This window comes from Parabacteroides sp. KHUB-03 (assembly GCF_056640975.1).
Genome location: NZ_CM153257.1, coordinates 2,910,237 through 2,933,412, shown reverse-complemented (window position 1 = coordinate 2,933,412; position 23,176 = coordinate 2,910,237). Strand labels below are relative to the sequence as shown.

General features: G+C 39.0%; 19 protein-coding genes and 1 tRNA gene. 17 read left to right on the top strand and 3 right to left on the bottom strand.

Translation table 11 applies throughout. The annotated features are described in order from the left end of the window. Positions 1–266 precede the first annotated feature (266 nt). The 13 genes from ACYIB7_RS12660 (at position 267) to ACYIB7_RS12600 (ending at position 12,349) form a co-directional block, all read left to right on the top strand. On the top strand, positions 267–2,318 hold the full coding sequence (locus tag ACYIB7_RS12660; RefSeq protein ID WP_480337314.1) for a dipeptidyl-peptidase 3 family protein: 2,052 nt from the start codon (positions 267–269) through the stop codon (positions 2,316–2,318). A gap of 29 nt (positions 2,319–2,347) precedes the next feature. Next, the gene (locus ACYIB7_RS12655; RefSeq protein WP_103982589.1) at positions 2,348–3,034 is read left to right on the top strand and encodes a DNA alkylation repair protein; all 687 of its coding nucleotides are present in this window, start codon (positions 2,348–2,350) and stop codon (positions 3,032–3,034) included. Between the two features lie 55 nt (positions 3,035–3,089). Continuing rightward, positions 3,090–3,557 (top strand): Fur family transcriptional regulator, encoded by a 468-nt coding sequence (locus tag ACYIB7_RS12650; RefSeq protein WP_099464256.1) that lies wholly within the window; start codon positions 3,090–3,092, stop codon positions 3,555–3,557. A 29-nt stretch (positions 3,558–3,586) separates the two neighbouring features. Further along, positions 3,587–4,858 (top strand): adenylosuccinate synthase, encoded by a 1,272-nt coding sequence (locus ACYIB7_RS12645; RefSeq protein WP_103982590.1) that lies wholly within the window; start codon positions 3,587–3,589, stop codon positions 4,856–4,858. 121 nt (positions 4,859–4,979) lie between these two features. Further along, the gene (locus tag ACYIB7_RS12640) at positions 4,980–5,666 is read left to right on the top strand and encodes a zinc metallopeptidase (protein WP_099464254.1); all 687 of its coding nucleotides are present in this window, start codon (positions 4,980–4,982) and stop codon (positions 5,664–5,666) included. A 315-nt stretch (positions 5,667–5,981) separates the two neighbouring features. Continuing rightward, positions 5,982–7,340, top strand: coding sequence for a histidine--tRNA ligase (gene hisS, locus ACYIB7_RS12635; RefSeq protein WP_480338479.1), 1,359 nt, complete (start codon positions 5,982–5,984; stop codon positions 7,338–7,340). A gap of 14 nt (positions 7,341–7,354) precedes the next feature. Continuing rightward, complete coding sequence (locus tag ACYIB7_RS12630) at positions 7,355–8,068, top strand: glycoside hydrolase (protein ID WP_480337311.1); 714 nt, start codon at positions 7,355–7,357, stop codon at positions 8,066–8,068. A 413-nt stretch (positions 8,069–8,481) separates the two neighbouring features. After that, positions 8,482–8,751 (top strand): co-chaperone GroES, encoded by a 270-nt coding sequence (locus ACYIB7_RS12625; RefSeq protein ID WP_103982591.1) that lies wholly within the window; start codon positions 8,482–8,484, stop codon positions 8,749–8,751. A 42-nt stretch (positions 8,752–8,793) separates the two neighbouring features. Further along, positions 8,794–10,434 carry a chaperonin GroEL gene (groL, locus tag ACYIB7_RS12620; RefSeq protein WP_103982592.1) on the top strand — a complete coding sequence of 547 codons (1,641 nt, stop codon included), beginning with the start codon at positions 8,794–8,796 and terminating at the stop codon, positions 10,432–10,434. 208 nt (positions 10,435–10,642) lie between these two features. Continuing rightward, positions 10,643–10,729 (top strand) — tRNA-Leu (locus ACYIB7_RS12615). A 112-nt stretch (positions 10,730–10,841) separates the two neighbouring features. Beyond that, positions 10,842–11,393, top strand: a complete 552-nt coding sequence (locus tag ACYIB7_RS12610) for an RNA polymerase sigma factor (protein ID WP_480337310.1) — start codon at positions 10,842–10,844, stop codon at positions 11,391–11,393. A gap of 49 nt (positions 11,394–11,442) precedes the next feature. Then, complete coding sequence (locus ACYIB7_RS12605) at positions 11,443–11,838, top strand: hypothetical protein (RefSeq protein WP_103982594.1); 396 nt, start codon at positions 11,443–11,445, stop codon at positions 11,836–11,838. A gap of 43 nt (positions 11,839–11,881) precedes the next feature. Further along, positions 11,882–12,349 carry a hypothetical protein gene (locus ACYIB7_RS12600; RefSeq protein WP_099464249.1) on the top strand — a complete coding sequence of 156 codons (468 nt, stop codon included), beginning with the start codon at positions 11,882–11,884 and terminating at the stop codon, positions 12,347–12,349. Between the two features lie 94 nt (positions 12,350–12,443). On the opposite strand, the gene mazG is transcribed toward ACYIB7_RS12600, so the two are convergent. From mazG to ACYIB7_RS12585, 3 genes are all read right to left on the bottom strand, one after another. Beyond that, positions 12,444–13,229 (bottom strand): nucleoside triphosphate pyrophosphohydrolase, encoded by a 786-nt coding sequence (mazG, locus tag ACYIB7_RS12595; protein ID WP_103982595.1) that lies wholly within the window; start codon positions 13,227–13,229, stop codon positions 12,444–12,446. A 109-nt stretch (positions 13,230–13,338) separates the two neighbouring features. Further along, on the bottom strand, positions 13,339–15,411 hold the full coding sequence (locus ACYIB7_RS12590) for a protein-disulfide reductase DsbD family protein (protein WP_103982596.1): 2,073 nt from the start codon (positions 15,409–15,411) through the stop codon (positions 13,339–13,341). 16 nt (positions 15,412–15,427) lie between these two features. After that, the gene (locus ACYIB7_RS12585; protein WP_480337307.1) at positions 15,428–16,345 is read right to left on the bottom strand and encodes an RluA family pseudouridine synthase; all 918 of its coding nucleotides are present in this window, start codon (positions 16,343–16,345) and stop codon (positions 15,428–15,430) included. A 559-nt stretch (positions 16,346–16,904) separates the two neighbouring features. Here ACYIB7_RS12585 and ACYIB7_RS12580 point away from each other — a divergent pair. From ACYIB7_RS12580 to ACYIB7_RS12565, 4 genes are all read left to right on the top strand, one after another. Further along, positions 16,905–17,558 carry a hypothetical protein gene (locus tag ACYIB7_RS12580; protein ID WP_480337305.1) on the top strand — a complete coding sequence of 218 codons (654 nt, stop codon included), beginning with the start codon at positions 16,905–16,907 and terminating at the stop codon, positions 17,556–17,558. Continuing rightward, on the top strand, positions 17,542–20,163 hold the full coding sequence (locus ACYIB7_RS12575) for a valine--tRNA ligase (protein ID WP_480337304.1): 2,622 nt from the start codon (positions 17,542–17,544) through the stop codon (positions 20,161–20,163). Before ACYIB7_RS12580 ends, ACYIB7_RS12575 begins: the two co-directional genes overlap by 17 nt. A 30-nt stretch (positions 20,164–20,193) precedes the next feature. Then, positions 20,194–22,197 carry a sensor histidine kinase gene (locus ACYIB7_RS12570; protein WP_200817940.1) on the top strand — a complete coding sequence of 668 codons (2,004 nt, stop codon included), beginning with the start codon at positions 20,194–20,196 and terminating at the stop codon, positions 22,195–22,197. Between the two features lie 100 nt (positions 22,198–22,297). Then, positions 22,298–23,149 (top strand): sugar phosphate isomerase/epimerase family protein, encoded by an 852-nt coding sequence (locus tag ACYIB7_RS12565; protein WP_103982602.1) that lies wholly within the window; start codon positions 22,298–22,300, stop codon positions 23,147–23,149. The last annotated feature ends 27 nt before the right edge of the window (positions 23,150–23,176 follow it).

Genomic DNA, 23,176 nt, shown 5'->3' with positions numbered 1-23,176 from the left:
TACTGTTATTTTTTTAGATAACAGAGAGTCAGGGTGGCGGCAATAAAATAAATCCTTTTGCCGTTGATTATAGGTGTTTCATCGGGGTGAAACAAAAGTTTTATGCTGAAGAAACAAAAGTTTCATCCTAATGAAACAATAAGGAGTTCTTTAAGCAAGGCTAAAAGTTTTGCTATTTGTTTTCGGAATGTGGTAAAGTGGTTATCTTTGCATGATAACCCGTTTTTAATATACATTATAGAAAGAACTTCAAGATATAATATAGTATGAAGAAAATAATAGTATCACTTATGACTGCAATGGCGATGACAGCCTGTATAGGCCAAAAGGCTGAGAAGGCCGAAGTAAATAACAATGATTTTGATTATGTTGCAGATCAATTTGCCGACCTGCAAATACTTCGTTATAGAGTACCCGGCTTTGAGTCTCTTTCACTGAAACAAAAGCAGCTTCTGTATCATTTGTCTGAAGCGGCATTGATGGGACGTGATATTTTGTATGACCAGAATAACCGTTACAACCTGGCTATCCGCCGTACACTGGAAGCCATTTATCAAAATTATGAAGGAGATAAACAAAATCCGCAGTTTAAAGCATTGGAAATTTACCTGAAACGAGTTTGGTTTGCTAATGGCATTCATCATCATTATGCTGAAGATAAATTTATTCCAGCCTTTACCCCAGAGTTCTTTGCAGATTGTGTCCGACAGGTTGATGTTGCAAAGCTTCCTGTTCGTGACGGACAGGGCGTGGAGCAGTTGATACAGGAGTTGTCTCCTGTATTGTTTGATCCTGCAGTAATGGCTAAACGAACGATTCAGAGTGGAGATGAAGATATTATATTAGCTTCGGCCAATAACTATTATGGTGGCGGTATTACCCAGCCGGAAGTTGAAGCTTATTATGGGAAAATGAAAGATCCGAAAGATCATACGCCTGTTTCGTATGGATTGAATAGTCGCTTGGTAAAAGAAGACGGAAAAATAGTTGAAAAGGTTTGGAAAGTCGGAGGATTATATTCTCAGGCAATAGAACAGATCGTGGCTGAACTGCAAAAGGCAGTGCCGTTTGCTGAGAATGATGCGCAGAAAGCTATTATAGAAAAGCTGATAGAATATTATAAGACCGGAGATTTGAAAACCTTTGATGCCTATTCTGTTTTATGGGTGGAAGATACGGACTCGGAGGTAGATTTTGTAAATGGTTTTATCGAAACATACGGTGATCCGCTGGGAATGAAAGCCAGCTGGGAATCGACTGTTAACTTTATAAACAACGAAGCCACTAAACGTACAAAATTAATTAGCGACAGTGCCCAATGGTTTGAAGATCATTCTCCTGTAGATACCAGGTTTAAAAAGGAAAAAGTAAAAGGCGTTAGCGCAAAAGTAATTACAGTAGCTATGTTAGGTGGCGATTGTTATCCGGCTACTCCGATTGGCATTAATCTTCCGAATGCAGATTGGATTCGCCGGGATCATGGTTCAAAGTCGGTGACAATAGAGAATATTACGGAGGCATACGATAAGGCTTCCCAGGGAAACGGCTTTAACGAAGAGTTTGTATGGAGCGAAACCGAGCGAAACGCTTTGAATAAATACGGTTTTATAACAGATAATTTACATACCGACTTGCATGAATGCCTGGGACATGGTTCAGGAAAACTGCTGCCAGGTACCGATCCGGATGCATTGAAGGCTTATAGTTCTACACTGGAAGAAACCCGTGCCGACTTGTTTGGTTTGTATTATCTGGGCGATCCTAAAATAGTAGAATTAGGACTTGTGCCGGATGCAGAGGCATATAAGGCTGAATATTATAAATATATAATGAATGGTTTGATGACTCAACTTGTCCGTATTGAAAAGGGAAAGAATGTAGAAGAAGCTCATATGCGTAACCGTCAGCTAATTGCCAAATGGGTATTTGAAAAAGGAAAAACCGACAATGTAATAGAACTGAAAAAGAGAGACGGAAAGACTTTTGTTGTTGTAAATGATTATGCTAAGCTGCGCAATCTGTTTGGAGAACTGTTGGCCGAAGTGCAGCGTATTAAAAGTGAAGGAGATTTTGTAGCCGGCAAGAAACTTGTGGAAGATTATGGTGTAAAAGTGGATTCGGAACTGCATGCCGAAGTGCTGGAACGTTATGCCAAACTTAATCTTGCTCCATATAAAGGATTTGTGAATCCGGTTATGAAAGAGGTGAAGAATGAAAAAGGTGAGGTGGTAGATATTGTTTTGGACTATACAGAAGGCTATGCCGATCAGATGCTTCGCTATAGTAAAGAATATTCGTTCTTGCCTTCTTATAATTAAAAGGCAATTGATAGTTGGCAGTTAGGGCTATGACAGAAGATAAGATAAAGGAAATACGCACGCATTTGCGTCTGGCAATGAATGGTGTTATTTCAACCAGTATGCGTGAAAAAGGAATTGTTTATAAATTAAACTTCGGTGTTCCGTATCCTGAAGTAAAGCAAATAGCAGCGTTGTATGAGAAAGATGCAGATTTGGCTGCTGCTTTATGGAAAGAAGATATCCGGGAGTTTAAGATGCTGGCTACGATGTTACAGCCTGTAGAGACCTTTACAATGGGGCAGGCTAAACAGTGGATGGCGGAGATTCCTTATTTGGAAATTGCGGAACAATGCAGCAGGAACTTGTTTAGTAAACTGTCCTTTGCCGGAGACTTGACTTTAGAGCTTATCAATAATAAAAAAGATAAATTTTCCCGGACTCTGGCTTTCCTGATCTGGAGTGAATTGTTTAAAAAAGGACAGAATGTTATGCTTCCCGTCAGTGCTGAGGTTCTGGTATCGGAGTTGATGCATACGGTAACTGATGAAGAGTCCGGTGCTTCATTAATGGAGCGGCAGGCGGCTATAAGTGCCATGAAATTTTATGGTCGTCAGTCAGAGGTACAGTCCATGCAGATATTAAGCGGGTTCGAACAGATTCACGTTTTTGAAAGCCGTCCGGACTTGCAGGAAATTTATAATGAATTAAAATTTGAATTTGAATATTACCTCTAAGGCTTTGCGTTTAAAATAAATGCGCTAACTTTGTCGTTCGCGTGGCTTGCAAAAAATGGAAGCGAAAGAATATACCGAAATGCAGACTTTGTTTACCGAGTATCTTACTGATAAGAAATTGCGGAAGACTGAGGAAAGATACACTATATTGAAATATATATGTGCTTTCCCCGGACATTTTGATATGTGCATGCTCCATCAGCAATTAGAAGATGGTAATTTTCATGTTAGCAAAGCTACGCTTTATAATACGCTGGAAGTATTGGTTGATGCCGGGCTGATTGTACGTCATCAGGTTAATACCAAGGTCGTACAGTATGAATTGAGATTGTTGGCAGATACGCACCTGCATCTGGTTTGTACGAAGTGCGGGGCAATACGTGAAGTGCGTAATAATATATTGAAGGCGGATCTGGATAGTTTGAAAATATCCCGGTTTACGCCGGAATATTACAGTTTATATATTTATGGCATATGCAGTAAATGCAAGTATAAGTATAAAATGCAGAAATTGAGTAAATAGAATATTAACAGCCTATTATATATAGAAAAATGAAAGTAGATGTTTTATTAGGATTGCAATGGGGTGACGAAGGCAAAGGTAAAGTTGTTGATGTCCTGACTCCGAATTACGATGTGGTAACTCGTTTTCAGGGTGGTCCCAATGCAGGGCATACTTTAGAGTTTAACGGTGAAAAGTATGTGCTACGTTCTATCCCGTCCGGTATCTTTCAGGGAGGAAAAGTAAATGTTATCGGTAACGGTGTGGTTCTGGATCCGCTATTGTTTAAACAAGAAGCAGAAGCTTTGGCTGCCAGTGGGCATGATTTGACAAAGCAACTGTATATTTCAAAGAAAGCCCATCTTATTCTTCCTACGCATCGTATTCTGGATGCTGCCTACGAAGCTGCCAAAGGTTCTGGAAAGATCGGAACCACAGGTAAAGGCATCGGTCCTACTTATACCGATAAGGTTAGCCGTAACGGTGTCCGTGTAGGTGACTTGCTATATAATTTCGAAGAAAAGTATGCTGCCGCAAAAGGCCGCCACGAGTCTATTCTGCGCTCATTGAACTATGAATATGATATAAAAGAATTGGAAGCTCAATGGTTTGAAGCGTTGGAATACCTGAAACAGTTTAAGTTGATAGATAGCGAACATGTAATCAATAACTTCTTGAAAGAAGGCAAGTCTGTTTTGGCAGAAGGTGCTCAGGGTACAATGTTGGATATAGATTTTGGTTCATATCCGTTCGTAACTTCTTCCAATACGATCTGTGCCGGATGTTGTACGGGTTTGGGTGTTTCTCCCCGTAATATAGGCGACGTATACGGTATTTTCAAAGCTTATTGCACGCGTGTAGGCAGCGGACCTTTCCCTACGGAGTTGTTTGATAATACAGGCGATATGATTTGTGAATTGGGTCATGAGTTTGGTTCTGTTACCGGACGTAAACGTCGTTGTGGCTGGATTGATCTGGTAGCTTTGAAGTATGCTGTAATGATAAACGGTGTTAGCCAGCTTATCATGATGAAGAGCGATGTGTTGGATACTTTCGATACAATTAAGGCTTGTGTGGCATATAAGATCAACGGAGAGGAAGTGACCGAATTCCCTTATGAAATAGAAGGAACCGTAGAACCTGTATATGTTGAATTGCCAGGTTGGAAGACTGATATGACAAAAATGCAGAGCGAGGATGAATTCCCCGAAGAATTTAATGCTTATTTGTCATTCCTGGAAGAAGAGTTGGGGGTTCCTGTTAAAATCGTTTCTGTTGGCCCGGATCGTGAACAGACGATTGTCAGATATACAGAAGATTAATTAAAAATAAGATACAAAATGGCAGAAGACCACATCCCGTAAGGGCTGTCTACTGCCATTTTTATGTTTGGCAGACTTTTTGCCGTAGGTTTTATAAACAAACTAAATTAGAAAGAAATTTATGAGCATGTATTGGATTATATTTATAGGCTTTGCTTTATTAAGTTGGTTGGTATCTTCTCGTCTTAAAAATAAGTTTGAGAAGTATTCAAAGATACCTATGCCGAATGGTATGACCGGAAAGGATATTGCAGAAAAGATGTTGCACGACAATGGAATCTATGATGTAAAGGTAATTTCAACACCGGGACATTTGACTGATCATTACAATCCTGCCAACCATACAGTAAACTTGAGTGAATCTGTTTATTATAGTAATAGTATTGCCGCCGCTGCCGTGGCTGCTCACGAATGCGGACATGCGGTGCAGCATGCTACAGCTTATGCTCCGTTGAAGATGCGTTCGGCATTAGTGCCGGTGGTAAGCTTTGCCTCGAACATAATGACATGGGTATTGTTGGGTGGTATGTTATTGATCCACCAGTTTCCTCAGTTGTTGTTGTTTGGTATAATCTTATTTGCTTCAACCACCATATTCAGTTTTATTACCTTGCCCGTGGAGATAAATGCCAGTCAGCGTGCTTTGGCATGGTTAAATCAGGCAGGTATAACGAATGCATATACACATGATAAAGCGGAAGATGCTTTGCGCTCGGCTGCTTATACGTATGTGGTTGCCGCTTTAGGTTCGTTGGCTACATTATTATATTATATAATGATATTCCTGGGAGCGAGAAGTAGAGACTGATGAGGGAAGTAGGTAAAATAAAAGCCTGAGGTTTGATGCCTCAGGCTTTTTTATTTAGAAGAATGTTTATTGTCTTTTTTCTCTAGCCATTCATCATATTTCATCCACGCAAAGAAGCCAAAGGCTATTAATAGCACACCTTCCATTGGTATGAAATGACCCAACTGAAAGGTGAAATATCTCTCATGAATGATGATATATGCTTTCACAAATATAAGAATTAAAACCTTGCTGTCAACTAACTTGCCGGATAAACTTTCCTATTTCTACAAAAGCATTACCTTTGTGGCCGGAATAATAAATAACAAGTTAGTCATGCAAAAACCATCTATCCCAAAAGGTACACGCGACTTTTCGCCCGAAGAAATGGCGAAACGTAATTATATATTTAATACAATCCGTGAAGTTTATCATCTGTACGGATTTCAACAAATAGAAACTCCGGCAATGGAAAACCTTTCTACATTGATGGGAAAGTATGGAGAAGAAGGTGATAAGCTGCTTTTCAAGATATTGAATTCAGGTGATTGTTTTGCAGGTATTACAGATGAAGAATTGTTAGAACGCAATGCTGTTAAATTTGGAGTGAAAGCTTGTGAGAAAGGTCTGCGCTATGACCTTACTGTTCCTTTTGCCCGTTTTGTGGTTCAGCATCGTAATGAGATAAGTTTTCCGTTTAAACGGTATCAGATACAGCCTGTATGGCGTGCCGATCGTCCGCAGAAAGGACGTTACCGTGAGTTTTACCAATGCGATGGAGACGTTGTTGGTTCAGACTCTTTGGTAAACGAAGTGGAATTGGTGCAGATCATGGATGAAGTATTCCGTCGTTTTGGCATCCGCGTTTGTATAAAGATGAACAACCGTAAGATTCTTTCCGGTATTGCCGAAATTATAGGTGAATCGGATAAGATTGTTGATATTACGGTTGCTATCGACAAACTCGATAAGATCGGTTTGGACAATGTAAACGAAGAACTTCGCAATAAAGAACTTTCGGAGGAAGCAATCCGGCGTTTGCAACCCATCATCATGCTGAATGGAACGAACGAAGAGAAAGTTAGCAAACTGCGTGATATTCTTGCAAATTCTGAAATCGGTTTAAAAGGAGTAGATGAACTTGCCTTTATCCTGGATCGGCTAAAACATACATCTTTGCACGCAGAATTGGAACTTGACTTAACATTAGCACGCGGTTTGAACTATTATACCGGCGCAATATTCGAAGTGAAAGCGCTTGATGTGCAAATTGGTAGCATCACCGGAGGCGGACGCTATGACAATTTGACCGGGGTATTTGGTATGGAAGGTGTATCGGGTGTTGGAATATCATTTGGAGCTGATCGTATTTTTGATGTATTGAACCAGCTGGATCTGTATCCTGCCGATTCTTTACAGACTACTCAATTATTGTTTGTCAACTTTGGAGAAAAGGAAGAAGCTTACTTGTTCCCTCTTGTTGCTAAAGTTCGTGCAGCAGGTATCCGTACGGAACTTTATCCCGAATCTGCCAAAATGAAAAAGCAAATGGGATATGCCGATACCAAAAAGATACCTTTTGTTGCTATTGTTGGCGAAACAGAGATGGCAGAGAATAAGATTAACTTGAAAAATATGATTACCGGCGAGCAAACGCTGGTGACTATAGACGAGCTGATCTCCCAATTTAAATAATACCGGATGATTTTATGAAGTCTTTATATCTATATTCATTTGCAGGAGCATTATTTTCCTTATTTGCGTCTTGTACTTTCCAGCCTAGGGCAGAATGGGTAACTACTACGGATTCTATTCCATGGGTAAAGCAACCGGATATTCTGTCTGCATCGTTGGACACGATACCTAATATAGATGTAACCGTTTGTGTGGATGAACCCCAGCAACAGATTGACGGCTTTGGCGCTTGCTTTAACGAATTGGGCTGGCTATCATTGAATAAACTTTCACCTAACGAACGGGAAGATATTATGCAAGAACTGTTCTTTCCGGATGAAGGCGCCAATTTTACTATATGCCGTATGCCGGTGGGAGCCAACGATTTCTCTCGCGACTGGTATTCGTATAATGAAACAGATGGCGATTTTGCTATGGGACAATTCACTGTAGCCAACGATTTGCAGACGCTCATCCCTTTTATCCGCAATGCGCAGAAGTACCAGCCGGAATTACGTCTGTGGGCTTCTCCCTGGTGTCCCCCATCGTGGATGAAATACAATAAACATTATGCTTCGGCTTATACCGGAGAAAATTATGACGAGAAGTACCGCAATGGTTTGCCGCTTGATAAAGTAGGGCGCGAAGGTACGGATATGTTCATACAAGATTCTTTGTATTTACGGGCTTATGCCCTTTATCAGCCCGTACTTCAGGCTCATTCTATTTCTACCCTTCTTATAGATTAATAGGAAACATATCAATATTAAAATGTCAGTATGGAAGATTTTATCTTTTTCATATTGACATTTTATGCTTTTGGGCTGCTGGAAATTAAATTCGTCCTTGGTGAAAAATGATTTTTACCAGGCTGGAAATTGATTTTTATCCGGGTCAAAAGAATAAAACTTCACGATAAAAAAGATAAATATTCAGCTCTTTAAAATTAATACGGCAGGTGTTTTGTGGCAAATAATAAACAAATGAGACAAAATAGAAAGTCAACCTGTCAGTCGTGTCTGCAATTGAATGTCGTATCTTGTGAAAAATTGTCAGTCTTTTTTCTACCAACCGTTTTGGCACAGAATTGGTATATATATAGGCGTGTGTGACAAACACACAAATTACAGTAATATTATTAACAATTAAAATAGAAAAGAAGATGAACATTAAACCATTAGCAGACAGAGTGCTGATTAAGCCCGCTGCAGCAGAAGAAAAGACACTTGGCGGAATCATTATTCCCGATTCAGCAAAAGAAAAACCTTTAAAGGGTGAAGTTGTTGCCGTAGGTAACGGAACAAAGGATGAAGAAATGGTTGTGAAGGATGGCGATACTGTCCTGTACGGTAAATATGCCGGAACGGAAATCGAACTGGATGGTGAGAAATACCTTATCATGCGTCAATCTGACATTTTAGCTATTATCTAATTTTCATTATTCTGAAATATAACATTAAAGACTATAAATATCATGGCAAAAGAGATTAAATACGATATGGATGCCCGCGACCTTTTGAAGAAAGGTGTAGATGAGTTGGCCAATGCTGTAAAAGTAACATTAGGCCCGAAAGGACGTAACGTAATTATTGAAAAGAAATTTGGTGCTCCTCATATTACTAAAGACGGTGTAACGGTTGCTAAAGAAATCGAACTGTCTAATCCATTTGAAAATATGGGTGCGCAGTTGGTTAAAGAAGTTGCTTCTAAAACTAACGATAATGCCGGTGATGGTACAACTACTGCTACAGTATTGGCTCAATCTATCATTGGTGTAGGTTTGAAAAACGTTACCGCAGGTGCTAATCCTATGGATTTGAAACGTGGTATTGACAAGGCTGTTGGAAAAGTTGTTGAAAGTATTGCTGCTCAGGCAGAAGAAGTTGGCGACAAATTCGAAAAGATCGAACACGTAGCTAAGATATCTGCTAATGGCGATGAAAACATCGGTAAGCTGATTGCAGAAGCTATGCAACGCGTAAAGAAAGAAGGCGTTATCACAGTAGAAGAAGCCAAAGGAACCGAAACTACAGTAGACGTAGTAGAAGGTATGCAGTTTGACCGCGGTTATATCTCTCCTTACTTCGTAACCAATACTGAAAAGATGGAATGCGATATGGAGAATCCATATATTTTGATCTATGACAAGAAGATTTCTGTATTGAAAGACCTGCTTCCTATTCTGGAACCGGCTGTACAGAGCGGACGTCCTTTGTTGATTATTGCAGAAGACATTGACAGCGAAGCTTTGGCTACATTGGTAGTTAACCGTCTGCGTGGCTCTTTGAAGATTTGTGCTGTTAAGGCTCCGGGCTTTGGCGACCGTCGTAAGGCTATGTTGGAAGATATCGCTGTATTGACTGGCGGTACTGTAATTTCTGAAGAAAAGGGCTTGAAGCTGGAAGGTGCTACATTAGATATGCTGGGTACAGCAGAAAAGGTTACTGTAGACAAAGATACAACTACAATTGTAAACGGAGCAGGTGATAAAGCTGCTATCCAGGCTCGTATCGGCCAGATTAAGACTCAGATTGAAAATACGACATCCGATTACGACAAAGAAAAACTTCAGGAACGTTTGGCTAAAATGGCTGGTGGTGTTGCTGTATTATATGTAGGTGCTCCTTCTGAAGTAGAAATGAAAGAAAAGAAAGACCGTGTTGACGATGCTTTGCATGCAACTCGTGCTGCAATTGAAGAAGGAACAGTTCCTGGTGGTGGTGTAGCTTACATCCGCGCTATCGAAGTTCTGGAAGGCATGAAGGGCGAAAACGAAGACGAAACTACAGGTATTGAAATTGTTAAAAGAGCAATTGAAGAACCGCTTCGCCAGATTGTAGAAAATGCAGGTAAAGAAGGTGCCGTTGTTGTACAGAAAGTAAAAGAAGGCAAGGGCGACTATGGTTACAATGCCCGTCTTGACAAATATGAAAACTTGTGTGCAGCCGGTGTAATCGACCCAGCTAAGGTAACTCGTGTAGCTTTGGAAAATGCAGCATCTATTGCAGGTATGTTCCTTACAACTGAATGTGTTATCGCTGATAAAAAAGAAGATACTCCAGCTATGCCTCCAATGAATCCGGGTATGGGTGGCGGAATGGGCGGTATGATGTAATCAACAAATCCCATTAATATAAAAGCAACGGCTGTTTCTTATTAAAGAAGCAGCCGTTGTTGCATTAATATATGTAATTAAAGTATAGGGGATGATTATAGCTCGACTTTTTAAAATAGGGATAAAAACAAAGAAGTAATTTTGATATATAGAAAAAACAATTACCTTTGCAGCGCATTCGGAAGAGTACGAAACAAAGTATGAGATTGCCCAGGTGGCGGAATTGGTAGACGCGCTCGTTTCAGGTGCGAGTGGTTTTGCGATCGTGCAGGTTCGAGTCCTGTTCTGGGCACCAGATAAAAGCGGACAGATTATTATTTGTCCGCTTTTATTTTGTGGTTGCGCTGCAAATCTGCATAATTGTAGTTTCTTCATTATTTCTTATATTTACAACCAAAATAGGAGAGATGCAACAATATACGGAAGATGAAATAGTAGAACAACTACGTGATCCGGCCAAACAAAGGGATGCCTTTACGTTGGTGGTGGACATCTATGGTGAAAAGTTATATTGGCAGATACGTAAAATGGTGTTAAACCATGATGATGCCAATGACTTGCTGCAAAACACCTTTCTAAAAGCATGGACAAATATTGATTATTTCAGGGGAGAAGCCAAATTATCCACCTGGCTTTACAAGATAGCTATAAATGAATGCATCACTTTTCTTAATAAACAGCGGGCTATTAATAACGTGTCGGTGGACGACACAGATGTTTTTCTACTGGAACGTTTAAAGGGTGACGAATACTTTGATGGCGATGCTACCCAGATGAAATTACAGGAGGCTATTCTTTCTTTGCCTGAGAAACAGAGGTTGGTATTTAATATGAAATATTTTGACGATATGAAGTATGAAGATATGTCGGATGTTTTAGGTACCTCGGTAGGTGCGCTTAAAGCCTCGTATCATCATGCCGTAAAAAAAGTAGAAGAGTTTTTAACGAAAGATATTTAAACCTTTTTGTCGAATTATCGTCAAAGGAGTATTAAAAGAAAAGAGAAGTATGAAAACTGAACAAAATAATCTGGAACAATTGAAAGGTAAGAATCCTTTTTCTGTGCCGCAAGGATATATGGAAGGGATTACTTCTCAAATAATGAACCAACTACCGGACAAACCGGACACAAGAGAAAAGCAAGTCTCTATGTTTGACCGCATACGCCCCTGGTTGTATATGGCTGCGGTTTTTGCTGGTTTGGGCTTATTCTTTAAAGCGATAGTGGGAATACAGCAAAAGGAAGAAAATGTTTCAAATCCTTTAATTGTGAAAACTGCGGTTCCCTCAGAATCATTGGTAGCTATACAAGCAGAAGAAGATCAAGAATACCTGGAGTATCTGGAAGAACGGTATACTGATTATTTATTTGATCAAGAAATGGCGGATTCTGAAATAAATTGAAGATTTTGTCATCTAAATAAATTTTTTTTGAAAAAATACTTGTATGAATAAAATATTTTTTATTACATTTGTAGCGATTTCAGTTCTAAGCTCTATAAATGCTTTCGGGCAAGAGAAGAGACAAAGACATTTTGATAGGGAGGCGTTTCAAGCAAAAAGAAATGCATTTATAACGGCAGAGGTTGGCCTTACTCCAGAAGAAGCTGCATTGTTTATTCCGCTTTGTGATGAGTTCCGCCAAAAAACATTTGAAGCCAGTCGTTCTTGCAGAAAATTGAGTAAGCAGTTACGTTCTAAAGATACTCCTACGGATGTTGAGTACACTGAAGCAATAGATGCTTGTTTAGAAGCACATGCCAAAGAAGTGGAACTGGAAAAAGAGTATTTTAATAAATTTAAAAAAATACTCTCTCCTGAAAAACTTTATAAATATAAAGAGGCGGAAAACCGATTTATGAGAAGTTTTATAAGAGAATCGGGAGAAAAGAAGGTAGAGAAACAGAAAAAATAAAATATTATCATTATTTGTGTTTTTTGTTTAGATTTAGTTTTGGCGTTTAAGTTAAGGGAGGGGTGGCGACGTGATGTCGGTTCCCCTTTTGTTTTTATAGACCTTTCGCTTTTGCTTCATTCCAGAGTTTGTCCATATCTTCCAGAGTCATTTCTTTCAGAGATAACCCTTGTTTAATAGTATGTTCTTCAAGGTAATTGAAACGGCGTATGAATTTCTGGTTTGTACGTTCTAATGCATTGTCCGGATTAATTTTGTATAAGCGGGCCGCATTAATCAGGCTGAAGAATAAATCTCCGAACTCAGCTTCCATATTATCAGTTTCCATGTGATCGATTTCGGTTTTAAGTTCATTGAACTCTTCCCTGACTTTATCCCAAACCTGGTCTCGCTGTTCCCAATCAAAGCCTACATTACGGGCTTTGTCTTGAATGCGGTGAGCTTTTACTATAGAAGGCAGAGATGCGGGAACTCCTTCCAGTACGGTTTTGTTGCCTCCCTTTTCTTTGAGCTTGAGTTGTTCCCAGTTTTGTTCTACTTTTTGGGATGTATCGGCAGAAGTATCGCCAAATACATGGGGATGGCGGAATATCAGTTTGTTACAAAGACTATCGCATACATCTTTAATATCAAATTCTTGTTTCTCATCACCGATTTTTGCATAAAAGACAACATGTAGAAGTAAATCACCTAATTCTTTTTTGATGTTTTCATTGTCGTTTTGCATGATGGCATCACAAAGCTCGTACGTTTCTTCAATCGTATTTGTACGTAAACTCTCATTTGTCTGTTTGCGATCCCAAGGGCATTTTTCCCGTAATTCATCCAGAATATCGAGCAATCTGCCAAAGGCTTCCATTTTTTCTTGTTTGCTGCTCATTGTGTAATGTTTGTTTGTATTTACCGGAATGAGTAATGCAAAAGGACGCAGACTTTGCAGAATAATGATCTGCTTAATCAGCGTCCTTTATGTAATTCCGGTAAAACCGTTATTTATTTTGTTTTTCTTTGTATTGTTTTAGTCCGTTTTGCAGGAACTGGATGTATTTTGCAACGTCTTCATCGAATGCATAAGACGGTCCTAATGGCATTCCTTCATTATTTAATAATACATAGAATGGCTGTGCATTAGCTCCGAATTTGCTTCGTTGCAGATAACTCCATTTATCTCCGTAAGTTTTTAGTTTACGTACTTTGCCATGTTCTTCTATTTCAATAGGAGCGGGCAACTTTGTTTTATCGTCGACAAATAATGTAATTAATACATAATCTTTTTCCAGTAACTGTTTAACTTTGGGATCAGTCCAGACAGAAGCTTCCATTTTACGGCAGTTTACACAACCATAACCGGAGAAATCGATCATAACAGGTTTATTCACCTTCTTGGCATAAGCCATACCTGATTCGTAATCGTCGAAAGCAGCATGTACTTCATTATCATACAGGTTAAAATCCTGTGTATATAATGGAGGAGCAAAGGCGCTGATTGCTTTTAGTGGGGCTCCCCAAAGTCCTGGTATCATATATACGGCAAATGAAAAAGAAATAATTGCCATAAATAAGCGTGGTACAGATACATATTTTACATCACTGTCATGGCTAAACTTGATTTTGCCTAACAGGTAGCTTCCTAATAAGAAGAATATAATAATCCAGAGTACGATAAATACTTCACGATCCAGTAAGCGCCATCCATAAGCTAAATCCGCAACGGAAAGGAACTTTAAAGCTAACGCTAGTTCGAGGAAGCCTAATACAACCTTAACTGAGTTTAGCCAACCGCCCGATTTTGGCATACTCTGCAACATATTCGGGAAGATTGCAAAGAAGCTGAATGGTATTGATAATGCTAATGCGAAACCGAACATTCCGATTGCCGGGCCAACTGCTGTGCCCATTGAAGCTGCCTGAACAAGTAAGGTTCCGATGATAGGACCCGTACAAGAGAAAGACACCAATACTAAAGTAAACGACATGAAAAAGATACTTAAAATACCGGTAGTAGAATCTGCTTTATTATCCAGCTTGTTTGTCCATGAAGCAGGTAATACCATTTCGAATGCTCCGAAGAAGGAGATTGCGAAAACTACCAGCAACAGGAAGAATATAATATTAAAGATTGCATTTGTTGATAAGTCATTCAACGCGCTGGCTCCGAAGATACCGGTAATAAGCAATCCCATTATCAGGTAAATAACAATGATGGAAATACCGTAAGTGATGGCATCACGAATTGCTTTTTTACGATCTTTTGTGCGTTTCAGGAAGAAACTGACAGTCATCGGTATCATTGGCCATACGCAAGGCGTAAGCAATGCGATTAAACCACCAAGGAATCCGGCGAAGAAAATAAATAACCAAGATGTGTCTGCGGCTGAAACTGTTGAATCTCCATATCCTTTTAACTCGCTGATAACCGGAGTCCATAAAGCTGCATCATCTGTCAATGCATTGCTTATTTTTGCAGGAGACGGAGTTTTATCTGTTAAATCAGGAGTAGTAAGTTCTTCTGCCTCCTGGACTACTTTTTCCGTATCAGGTTGAAGGGCGGTTACATCATCTTTGTCTGTAGTCGGATTTATGTTTGCTGCAGAAGCGTCCATCTGAATATTCTTTTTGTCAAAAGAAAAATCGACGTGATCCGGAGGTAAACATGTTTCATCATTACAAGCCATAAATTCGATCTGTCCTTCTACTTTGAATTTGGCAGGATCGGTCACCTTTATTTTTTGAGTAAAAGAGACAGTTCCCGGGTACCAACGCAGATTCATAGCAAACAGCTCGTCATAAACCGTGGTTGGTTTGACGGAGGAGACCGGTTTACCGATTAGTTCGGCTCCCTTCAGAGTCTCAAAGGTGAATGACGTAGATACTGGTCCTCCTTCTGGCAGATCCATATCATAGAGATGCCAGCCTCTGTCAGAAGTAGCGGTGAACACAATTTCTTTTTCCGGAGAAGCTGAATCCTCCAGTTTAACTTTCCATTTTACAGGCGTGAGTATCTGAGCCTGTATAGTTAGCGTTATCAGTGCTAATGCTAAAATACTAACGAGTCTTTTCATGTTTTTATAATTGTTTCTAAGTCTGTTTAGCTAAAGAGTTGAAAGCGTCTGGTATGCGCGTTTCAAAACACATTTCTTCTTCCGTTTCGGGATGAATAAAATAAAGTTTCCGGGCGTGCAGCATCAAACGTCCGGTGGGGTCGGTTTCCGCTCCGTATTTATAATCTCCTGTAATAGGATGACCGATAGATTGCATTTGTGCGCGTATCTGGTTTTTGCGGCCTGTTTCCAGTTCCAGTTCCAGCAGAGAGTATGAACCATTACTTCTTAATACTTTGTATCTGGTAATTGCTTCTTTCCCATCTCCGGCTGATGTAACATATACCTGCATTTGTGCATTTTCTACGAGGTTTGAAACGATAAGGTCGGTATCTTTTTCCGGACTACCTTCTACGACGGCTACATAACTGCGTTGTGTAATCATTTCATTCCAGTTGGATTGCAACACTTCTTGTATGCCACGACTTTTGGCGAACATCATTAAACCGGATGTTTCCCTATCCAAACGGTGCAACACAAATATTTTGTTTCTTGGGTCAGACTTCTTTACATAGTCGCTTAATATATGGTATGCAGTACGCTCTTTTATACGATTGTTCGAAACAGAGAGCAAGCCTTCCCTTTTATTAACGACAATCAAATAGTCGTCTTCCCAAATAATATTTAATAATGGATTATTAAATGCAACTTTACCGCGCTCATAGCTGATTCCGACTACATCATTTGGCTCCAACTGTGTGTCGAATTGGCTGGTTACTTTCCCATTAACCGAAATTTGTCCTTTGCTTAGTAATGCTTTTACGGAGCTTTTACTTTGCTCATTCAGCTGTTGAAACAAAAAAGAGAGCAAGGTGTTTTGTTCTTTTACTGTAACCTTGCGTCCTCTTGGAGCTCTTGGCTGATTTGCGCCTTTGTAATTTGAGCGTCTTCTCATATTCGTTATGTATATAGTTTACAAAGATACTGGCATTTAGGGAATGCTGCAATAGATATTGATATAAACCGGAGAATAAATACTGTAATTTAAAAACAAAAATCCTTTACTCTGTCTCTCGGATTTACTTTTGCTTCTGATAAAATAAAAACAGGGAAGCCGAAAACTGAATAGGGTAGGTGTTATTAGATAATAATCCGTTGGCTTTTATCGGGCAGTATATGTAAAAAATACATATTCTTTCTTTTCTCGTTTCATCGGGACGATTTTTATAAAAGATCGGGATGATTTTACAAAAAGATCGGGATGATTTGAATCAAGGATGGTATGCTATTAAAAGAGTAATTAATAATTTGGAAATCTTTTGGATAGAATATACAATAAATAGGTGTTTAATGTCATTTTAACGTACGCGCGTACATTAAGAATATATTGATAATAACAGACAGTATATAATTGTAATGGACTGATTATAAGGATGTAGATTTTAGCAGGATGTAAACGATTGAACAATAGGGCTTTTAATTTAAACACTAGTATTAATATTAAATTTAGAATTATGAAGGAGAGATTTTCTACTCTTTTAGCCATCGCACTGATGGCCGGTGGATTATCAGTAAATGCGCAGAGCGTGGATGCTTATACTCCTGATGGAGTACATGCAACTGGTATTCGACCAACTAAAAATTATTATCACATTAAAGCTGTTGGTACAGATACTTATCTGACTGCAACTCGCGATGCTGCGGGTAGTGATAGTATTGCTACTATGTATCATCCTCAAAACGGTGCATTTAGTTGCTCTGCAGCTTTGGATTCTGCAATATGGCAGATTGATTTAACTGTAGGTGTTGACTCTGTATTTTCTTTTACCAACAAAGTAACGGGTGCTAAGTTAAGCGTAGCTAAAGAAGGTACAGCTGTTGTAAAAGATGGCATCTCTTCTTGGGCTTGGAAAACAACTGCAGGTGGTTATATCACTAATGGCAGTTCTTTAAGAGTTGATACTTTAGCTACTCCAGTAGCTGGTATTCCTGCTCATACAGTTGTTGTTGTTACTAAAGACGGTAAGTTTGGTGACGGAGCTGTTTCGGGTGTAAAATGGATGATTGTTAAAGCTGATAAAAAAGTTGGTACTAACTGTCTTATTTTTTTGTATTTTTGCAAACAAATTAGAATAAGAAAGAATATAAAATATGGAAATTGCAAGTAAGTATAACCCTGCAGAGGTTGAAGGGAAGTGGTATCAATATTGGTTGGATAATGGTTATTTCAAGTCTAAACCGGACGGTCGCGAGCCGTATACAATTGTTATCCCGCCTCCTAATGTCACGGGTGTATTGCATATGGGACACATGCTTAATAATACCATTCAGGATATTTTAGTTCGTCGCGCCCGTATGATGGGGAAAAATGCTTGCTGGGTTCCGGGTACCGACCATGCTTCTATTGCTACAGAAGCAAAAGTGGTTAATAAATTAGCTCAGGAAGGTATTAAAAAAACAGATCTGACACGTGATGAATTTTTGAAGCATGCCTGGGAATGGAAAGAAGAGCATGGTGGTATTATTCTGAAACAGTTACGTAAGCTGGGTGCTTCATGCGACTGGGATCGTACAGCTTTTACAATGGACGAAAAACGTTCCGAAAGTGTTTTGAAAGTGTTTGTAGACTTATATGCTAAGGGGCTTATTTATCGTGGTGTACGTATGGTAAACTGGGACCCGAAAGCACTTACTGCTTTGTCGGATGAAGAGGTTATTTATAAGGAAGAGCACAGCCGTTTGTTTTATTTACGGTATAAAATAGAAGGAGAAGACGGATATGCCGTTGTTGCAACAACTCGCCCCGAAACGATTATGGGTGATACGGCTATGTGTATTAATCCGAACGACCCTAAAAACCAGCATTTGAGAGGAAAGAAAGTTATTGTACCATTGGTAAACCGGGTGATTCCGGTTATCGAAGATGATTATGTGGATATCGAATTTGGTACAGGTTGTTTAAAAGTAACTCCTGCTCATGATGTAAATGACTATATGTTAGGTGAAAAATATAATTTGCCTTCTATCGATATTTTTAATGATAACGGTACAATCAGCGAAGCTGCCGGTTTGTATGTCGGTATGGATCGTTTTGATGTACGTGAACAGATTGCAAAAGACCTTGAAAAAGCCAATTTACTTGAAAAAGTTGAGGCTTATGAAAATAAAGTCGGTTATTCGGAACGTACAAGTGTTGCTATAGAACCGAAATTGTCAATGCAATGGTTCTTAAAGATGGAACATCTGGCACAAATAGCGTTGGAACCGGTAATGAAGGATGATATTAAATTTTATCCTCCTAAGTTCAAGAATACATACCGTTATTGGATGGAAAACATCAAAGACTGGTGTATCAGCCGTCAGCTTTGGTGGGGACACCGTATTCCTGCTTACTTCTTGCCGGAGGGTGGTTTTGTTGTTGCAGAAACTGCCGATAAAGCATTGGAACTGGCGAAAGAAAAAACCGGAAATCATAATTTGACTATAGCAGATCTGCGTCAGGATGAAGATTGCCTTGATACTTGGTTCTCGTCGTGGTTATGGCCTATCTCATTGTTCGATGGAATTAATAATCCGGATAATGAAGAAATCAATTATTATTATCCGACAAGCGATTTGGTGACAGGGCCGGATATTATCTTCTTTTGGGTGGCACGTATGATTATGGCAGGTTATGAATATCGTAATGCCATGCCATTTAAGAATGTTTATTTTACTGGTATTGTTAGAGACAAACAAGGACGCAAAATGTCTAAATCATTAGGAAACTCCCCCGACCCTTTAATGTTGATAGAACAGTACGGGGCTGACGGTGTACGTATGGGGCTAATGATGGCTGCCCCTGCCGGAAATGATATTCCTTTTGATGATGCATTGTGCGAACAAGGACGTAACTTTAATAATAAAATATGGAATGCCTTCCGCTTGGTAAAAGGTTGGACGGTAGATGAAACAATAGAACAGCCGGAAGCTTCCGCTATTGCTGTAAAGTGGTTTAAGATGCAGCTCGACAAGACTATTGCAGAAGTAGACGATTCATTCAATAAGTATCGCCTGAGCGAAGCAATGATGGCTGTATATAAATTATTCTGGGATGAGTTTTCTTCCTGGTATTTGGAGATGATTAAGCCGGGTTATCAACAACCTGTTGATAAGTCTACCTACTTATCAACACTCGGTTTCTTTGATTCTCTGTTACGCTTGCTTCATCCGTTTATGCCATTCATTACTGAGGAGTTATGGCAGGCGCTCGAACCTCGAAAAGAGCATGAAAGTATAATGGTTGCGCAGATGCCGGAAGTGGCATCTGTTGATAACTCTTATTTAGATGCATTTGAAATTGTAAAAGAAATTGTGGGTGGTGTTCGTACTATACGTTTGCAAAAGAGCATACCGAATAAAGATACTCTTGAACTACAGGTTTTAGGAGAACACCAGGATACATTTAATCCGGTTATTGCCAAGATGTGTAATTTATCTGCTATAGCAAATGTGGATGAGAAAACAGCAGGCGCAGTATCTTTCCTGGTACGCACAACCGAATATGCTGTCCCGTTGGGAAGTATGATTAATGTAGACGAAGAACTTGCAAAACTTAAGGATGAGTTGAAATATCAGCAAGGATTCCTTGCCTCGGTTATGAAGAAACTTGCTAATGAAAGTTTTGTAAACAAGGCTCCGGCTAAGGTGATTGACATGGAGAAAAAGAAGCAGGCCGATGCGGAAAGTAAAATTAAATCTATTGAAGAGAGCATTGCTGCTTTGCAGAAATAGATGTAACTATCTGCTACAACAAACTCTGTAATGAAGTATGTAGTAACTTTAATTCTTATTTTGATTACGATGCAGATGCCTATATCAGCACAATCAGGTGCTGATATAGACAGTCTGATTATTGAACTGAAAAAACTACCGGACAGTTGTAAATTGAAAAAGATTTATGATCTGGCCAATGAGAGTTTTCGTAATGACTCTTATGAAATTTATTCCAGCTTATTATTAAAGGAAGCTGAAAAGCAACGTAATAACTACTATATAGGAAGTGCCTTGTTCTTGCAGGCAATGTACTATTATGCGAAGAATGCCGATAGTATGCGTATTATTATGGAGAGAGCTGAACCGGTTTTGCTCCGTGATAATCGTTTGGAAGAGATATGCCGTATGCAGGGATGGAACATTTACAGCTATACTCGTGGCGGCCAAAAAGAAAAAGTGATTCCGGCTGTTAAGGCCTTGAAAGATTTTGCAAAGAGACATAATTTCCCTGACGGCGAAGACATGGCCAATCAGGCATTAGCCGATTATTATCTGAGAGAGGGACTGACGGAAGAGGGAGAAGCCCTTTATGAAGAAGTCCTTTTGGCTATGGAGAAGAAAGCGGCTCCTTTAATAAAACGTATTACCATTATACGTCATTTGCTGAACAGCTCGATAAGTAATAAAAAGAAAATTTATTATCTTGATAAACTTGATAATTACATAAACGAATGTAAAGAAAAAGGAGTGGAGTATCTGGATGCTGAAAATCCTTTATATACAGTTCAGTATTTATATCATCGTTCATATGCTATTATTGCAATAGAATTAAAAGAACCGGATATCGCTTTATTGCATTTGACGGAAGCCGAAAAAATTGTAAATAGAGAAAAACTCCATCGTGAAGATAGGGTTATTTTACAAATAAAATCATTGTATTATGAATTAATTGGTAAATATGATCTGGCTATAAAATTGAATGATGAGTTAATGTCATATTATGAACGGCGGAATCTGACTGATTTTGTAATGAAGATGATGTTTAAAAATGCTGATCTCTATAATTTAAAAGGAAAAACCTATGATGCGGCAAAAATTTATCGTTCATTGATTTTGAAAAAGGATTCTGTTCAGAAAGTTACTTTTTATAATGATCTGGCTAAGTTAAAAACACAACATGATATGGATAAATTGGAGTTGAAGACAAAGCAGATGGAGCTTGAAACTTCAAAAATCCATTCTCAGATGTTAATAATGGGAGGAGGATTGATATTTCTTGTTGTGATATGTTGTTTATTGGTTTTTATAGCTTATTCTCGTCATAAGTATGGATTGCAGTTGAAGGCTGCTAAAGAGAAGGCAGAGGAAGCGGATTGTCTGAAGTCTGCTTTTCTGGCAAACATGAATCACGAAATACGTACGCCTCTGAATGCAATTGTGGGTTTTTCTCAGGTCCTGATAGATGAAGAAAACCGTGAAGTCCGTGAGAAGCTGGCTGAAATTATACAAAACAATAATGAACTACTACAACGGTTAATAGCAGACGTTCTTGATGTTTCTAAAATTGAATCAAATTCGATGACTTTCATGTATGCAGAACAAGATTTACCTTCATTGATGGAAGAAATATACAGCGTTATTTTATTGCGTATGCCAGAACATGTTGAACTAAAGTTAGAAGAATGTCTTCCGGCTATTATGGAAACAGATCGTAACCGGTTAACCCAAATCTTAACCAATCTTCTGACGAATGCAATAAAACATACCCGGCAAGGATTTATCCGTTTTGGTTATACCCTGATTGACTCGAATGTCCGCTTCTTTGTTCAAGATACAGGCGAAGGTATTCCGGAGGAACAACAAAAACGTATTTTCTCACGTTTCGTCCAATTAAATGATTGGAGTAAAGGGGTTGGCTTAGGACTTGCTATTTGTAAAGGATTGATAGAAAAGATGGGAGGAAGTATAGACGTAATCTCAAGAATAGGGGAAGGATCTGTATTCTATGTGGTATTACCATTGAGAAATTCCGACTCTGATAATGATTCATAAATGCAACAAAACATCCGGAAAAAAGTTATATTTGTTTCAAATATAAAATAAGTGGAGATTAAGTCTTAGTGTAAAATCGCTTTTATGTAAAGTTTAAACCATGAAATATTCAAGACGGACATTTTTTAAACAGGGAGCAGCAAGTATACTGTTATGTGGAACAGCATCTGTGGCAAATGCCCGAACTCCGGGTTATAATATTCGGAGAGAGTCTAAAGCTGTAAATCCTTTTCAGTTAGGTATGGCTGGCTATACTTTTGTCAATTTTGATTTGGACACAACTTTAAAGGTGTTAGAGCGGTTAGATGTGCATTACCTTTGTATTAAAGATTTTCATTTGCCATTGGATAGTACGAATGAAGAAATACAGGCTTTTCATCGTAAGTGTGCTGCTCATAAAGTAACAGGATATGCCGTTGGACCCATTTATATGAAAAGCGAAGATGAAATTGATCGTGCTTTTGAATATGCTGAACGGGTAGGAGTAAAAACAATTGTAGGAGTTCCCGATTATGATTTATTGCCCTATGTCGACAAGAAGGTAAAAGAATATGACCTGAATTATGCCATTCATTTGCATGGGCCTGACATAAAAACATATCCTGATGCTACTGATGTTTGGGAACATACGAAAGAATTGGATTCACGTATCGGCATGTGTCTGGATGTTGGGCATGACTTACGCAATGGTTGTGACCCGGTAGCAGATCTTAAAAAATATCATACCCGGGTGTTCGACATGCATATAAAAGATGTGACAGAAGCATCTAAAGCCGGAGTTGGTATAGAGATAGGCCGGGGGAAAATTGATTTTCCAGCGTTGGTACGAATGATGCGCGAAGTCAACTATACAGGGATGTGCAGTTTGGAATATGAAAAGGATATGAAAGATCCGTTTCTTGGTATAGCGGAATCTATTGGATATTTTAAGGCAGTATGTGATTTATCATGATATATAGAAAAATGAGAAATATATTTT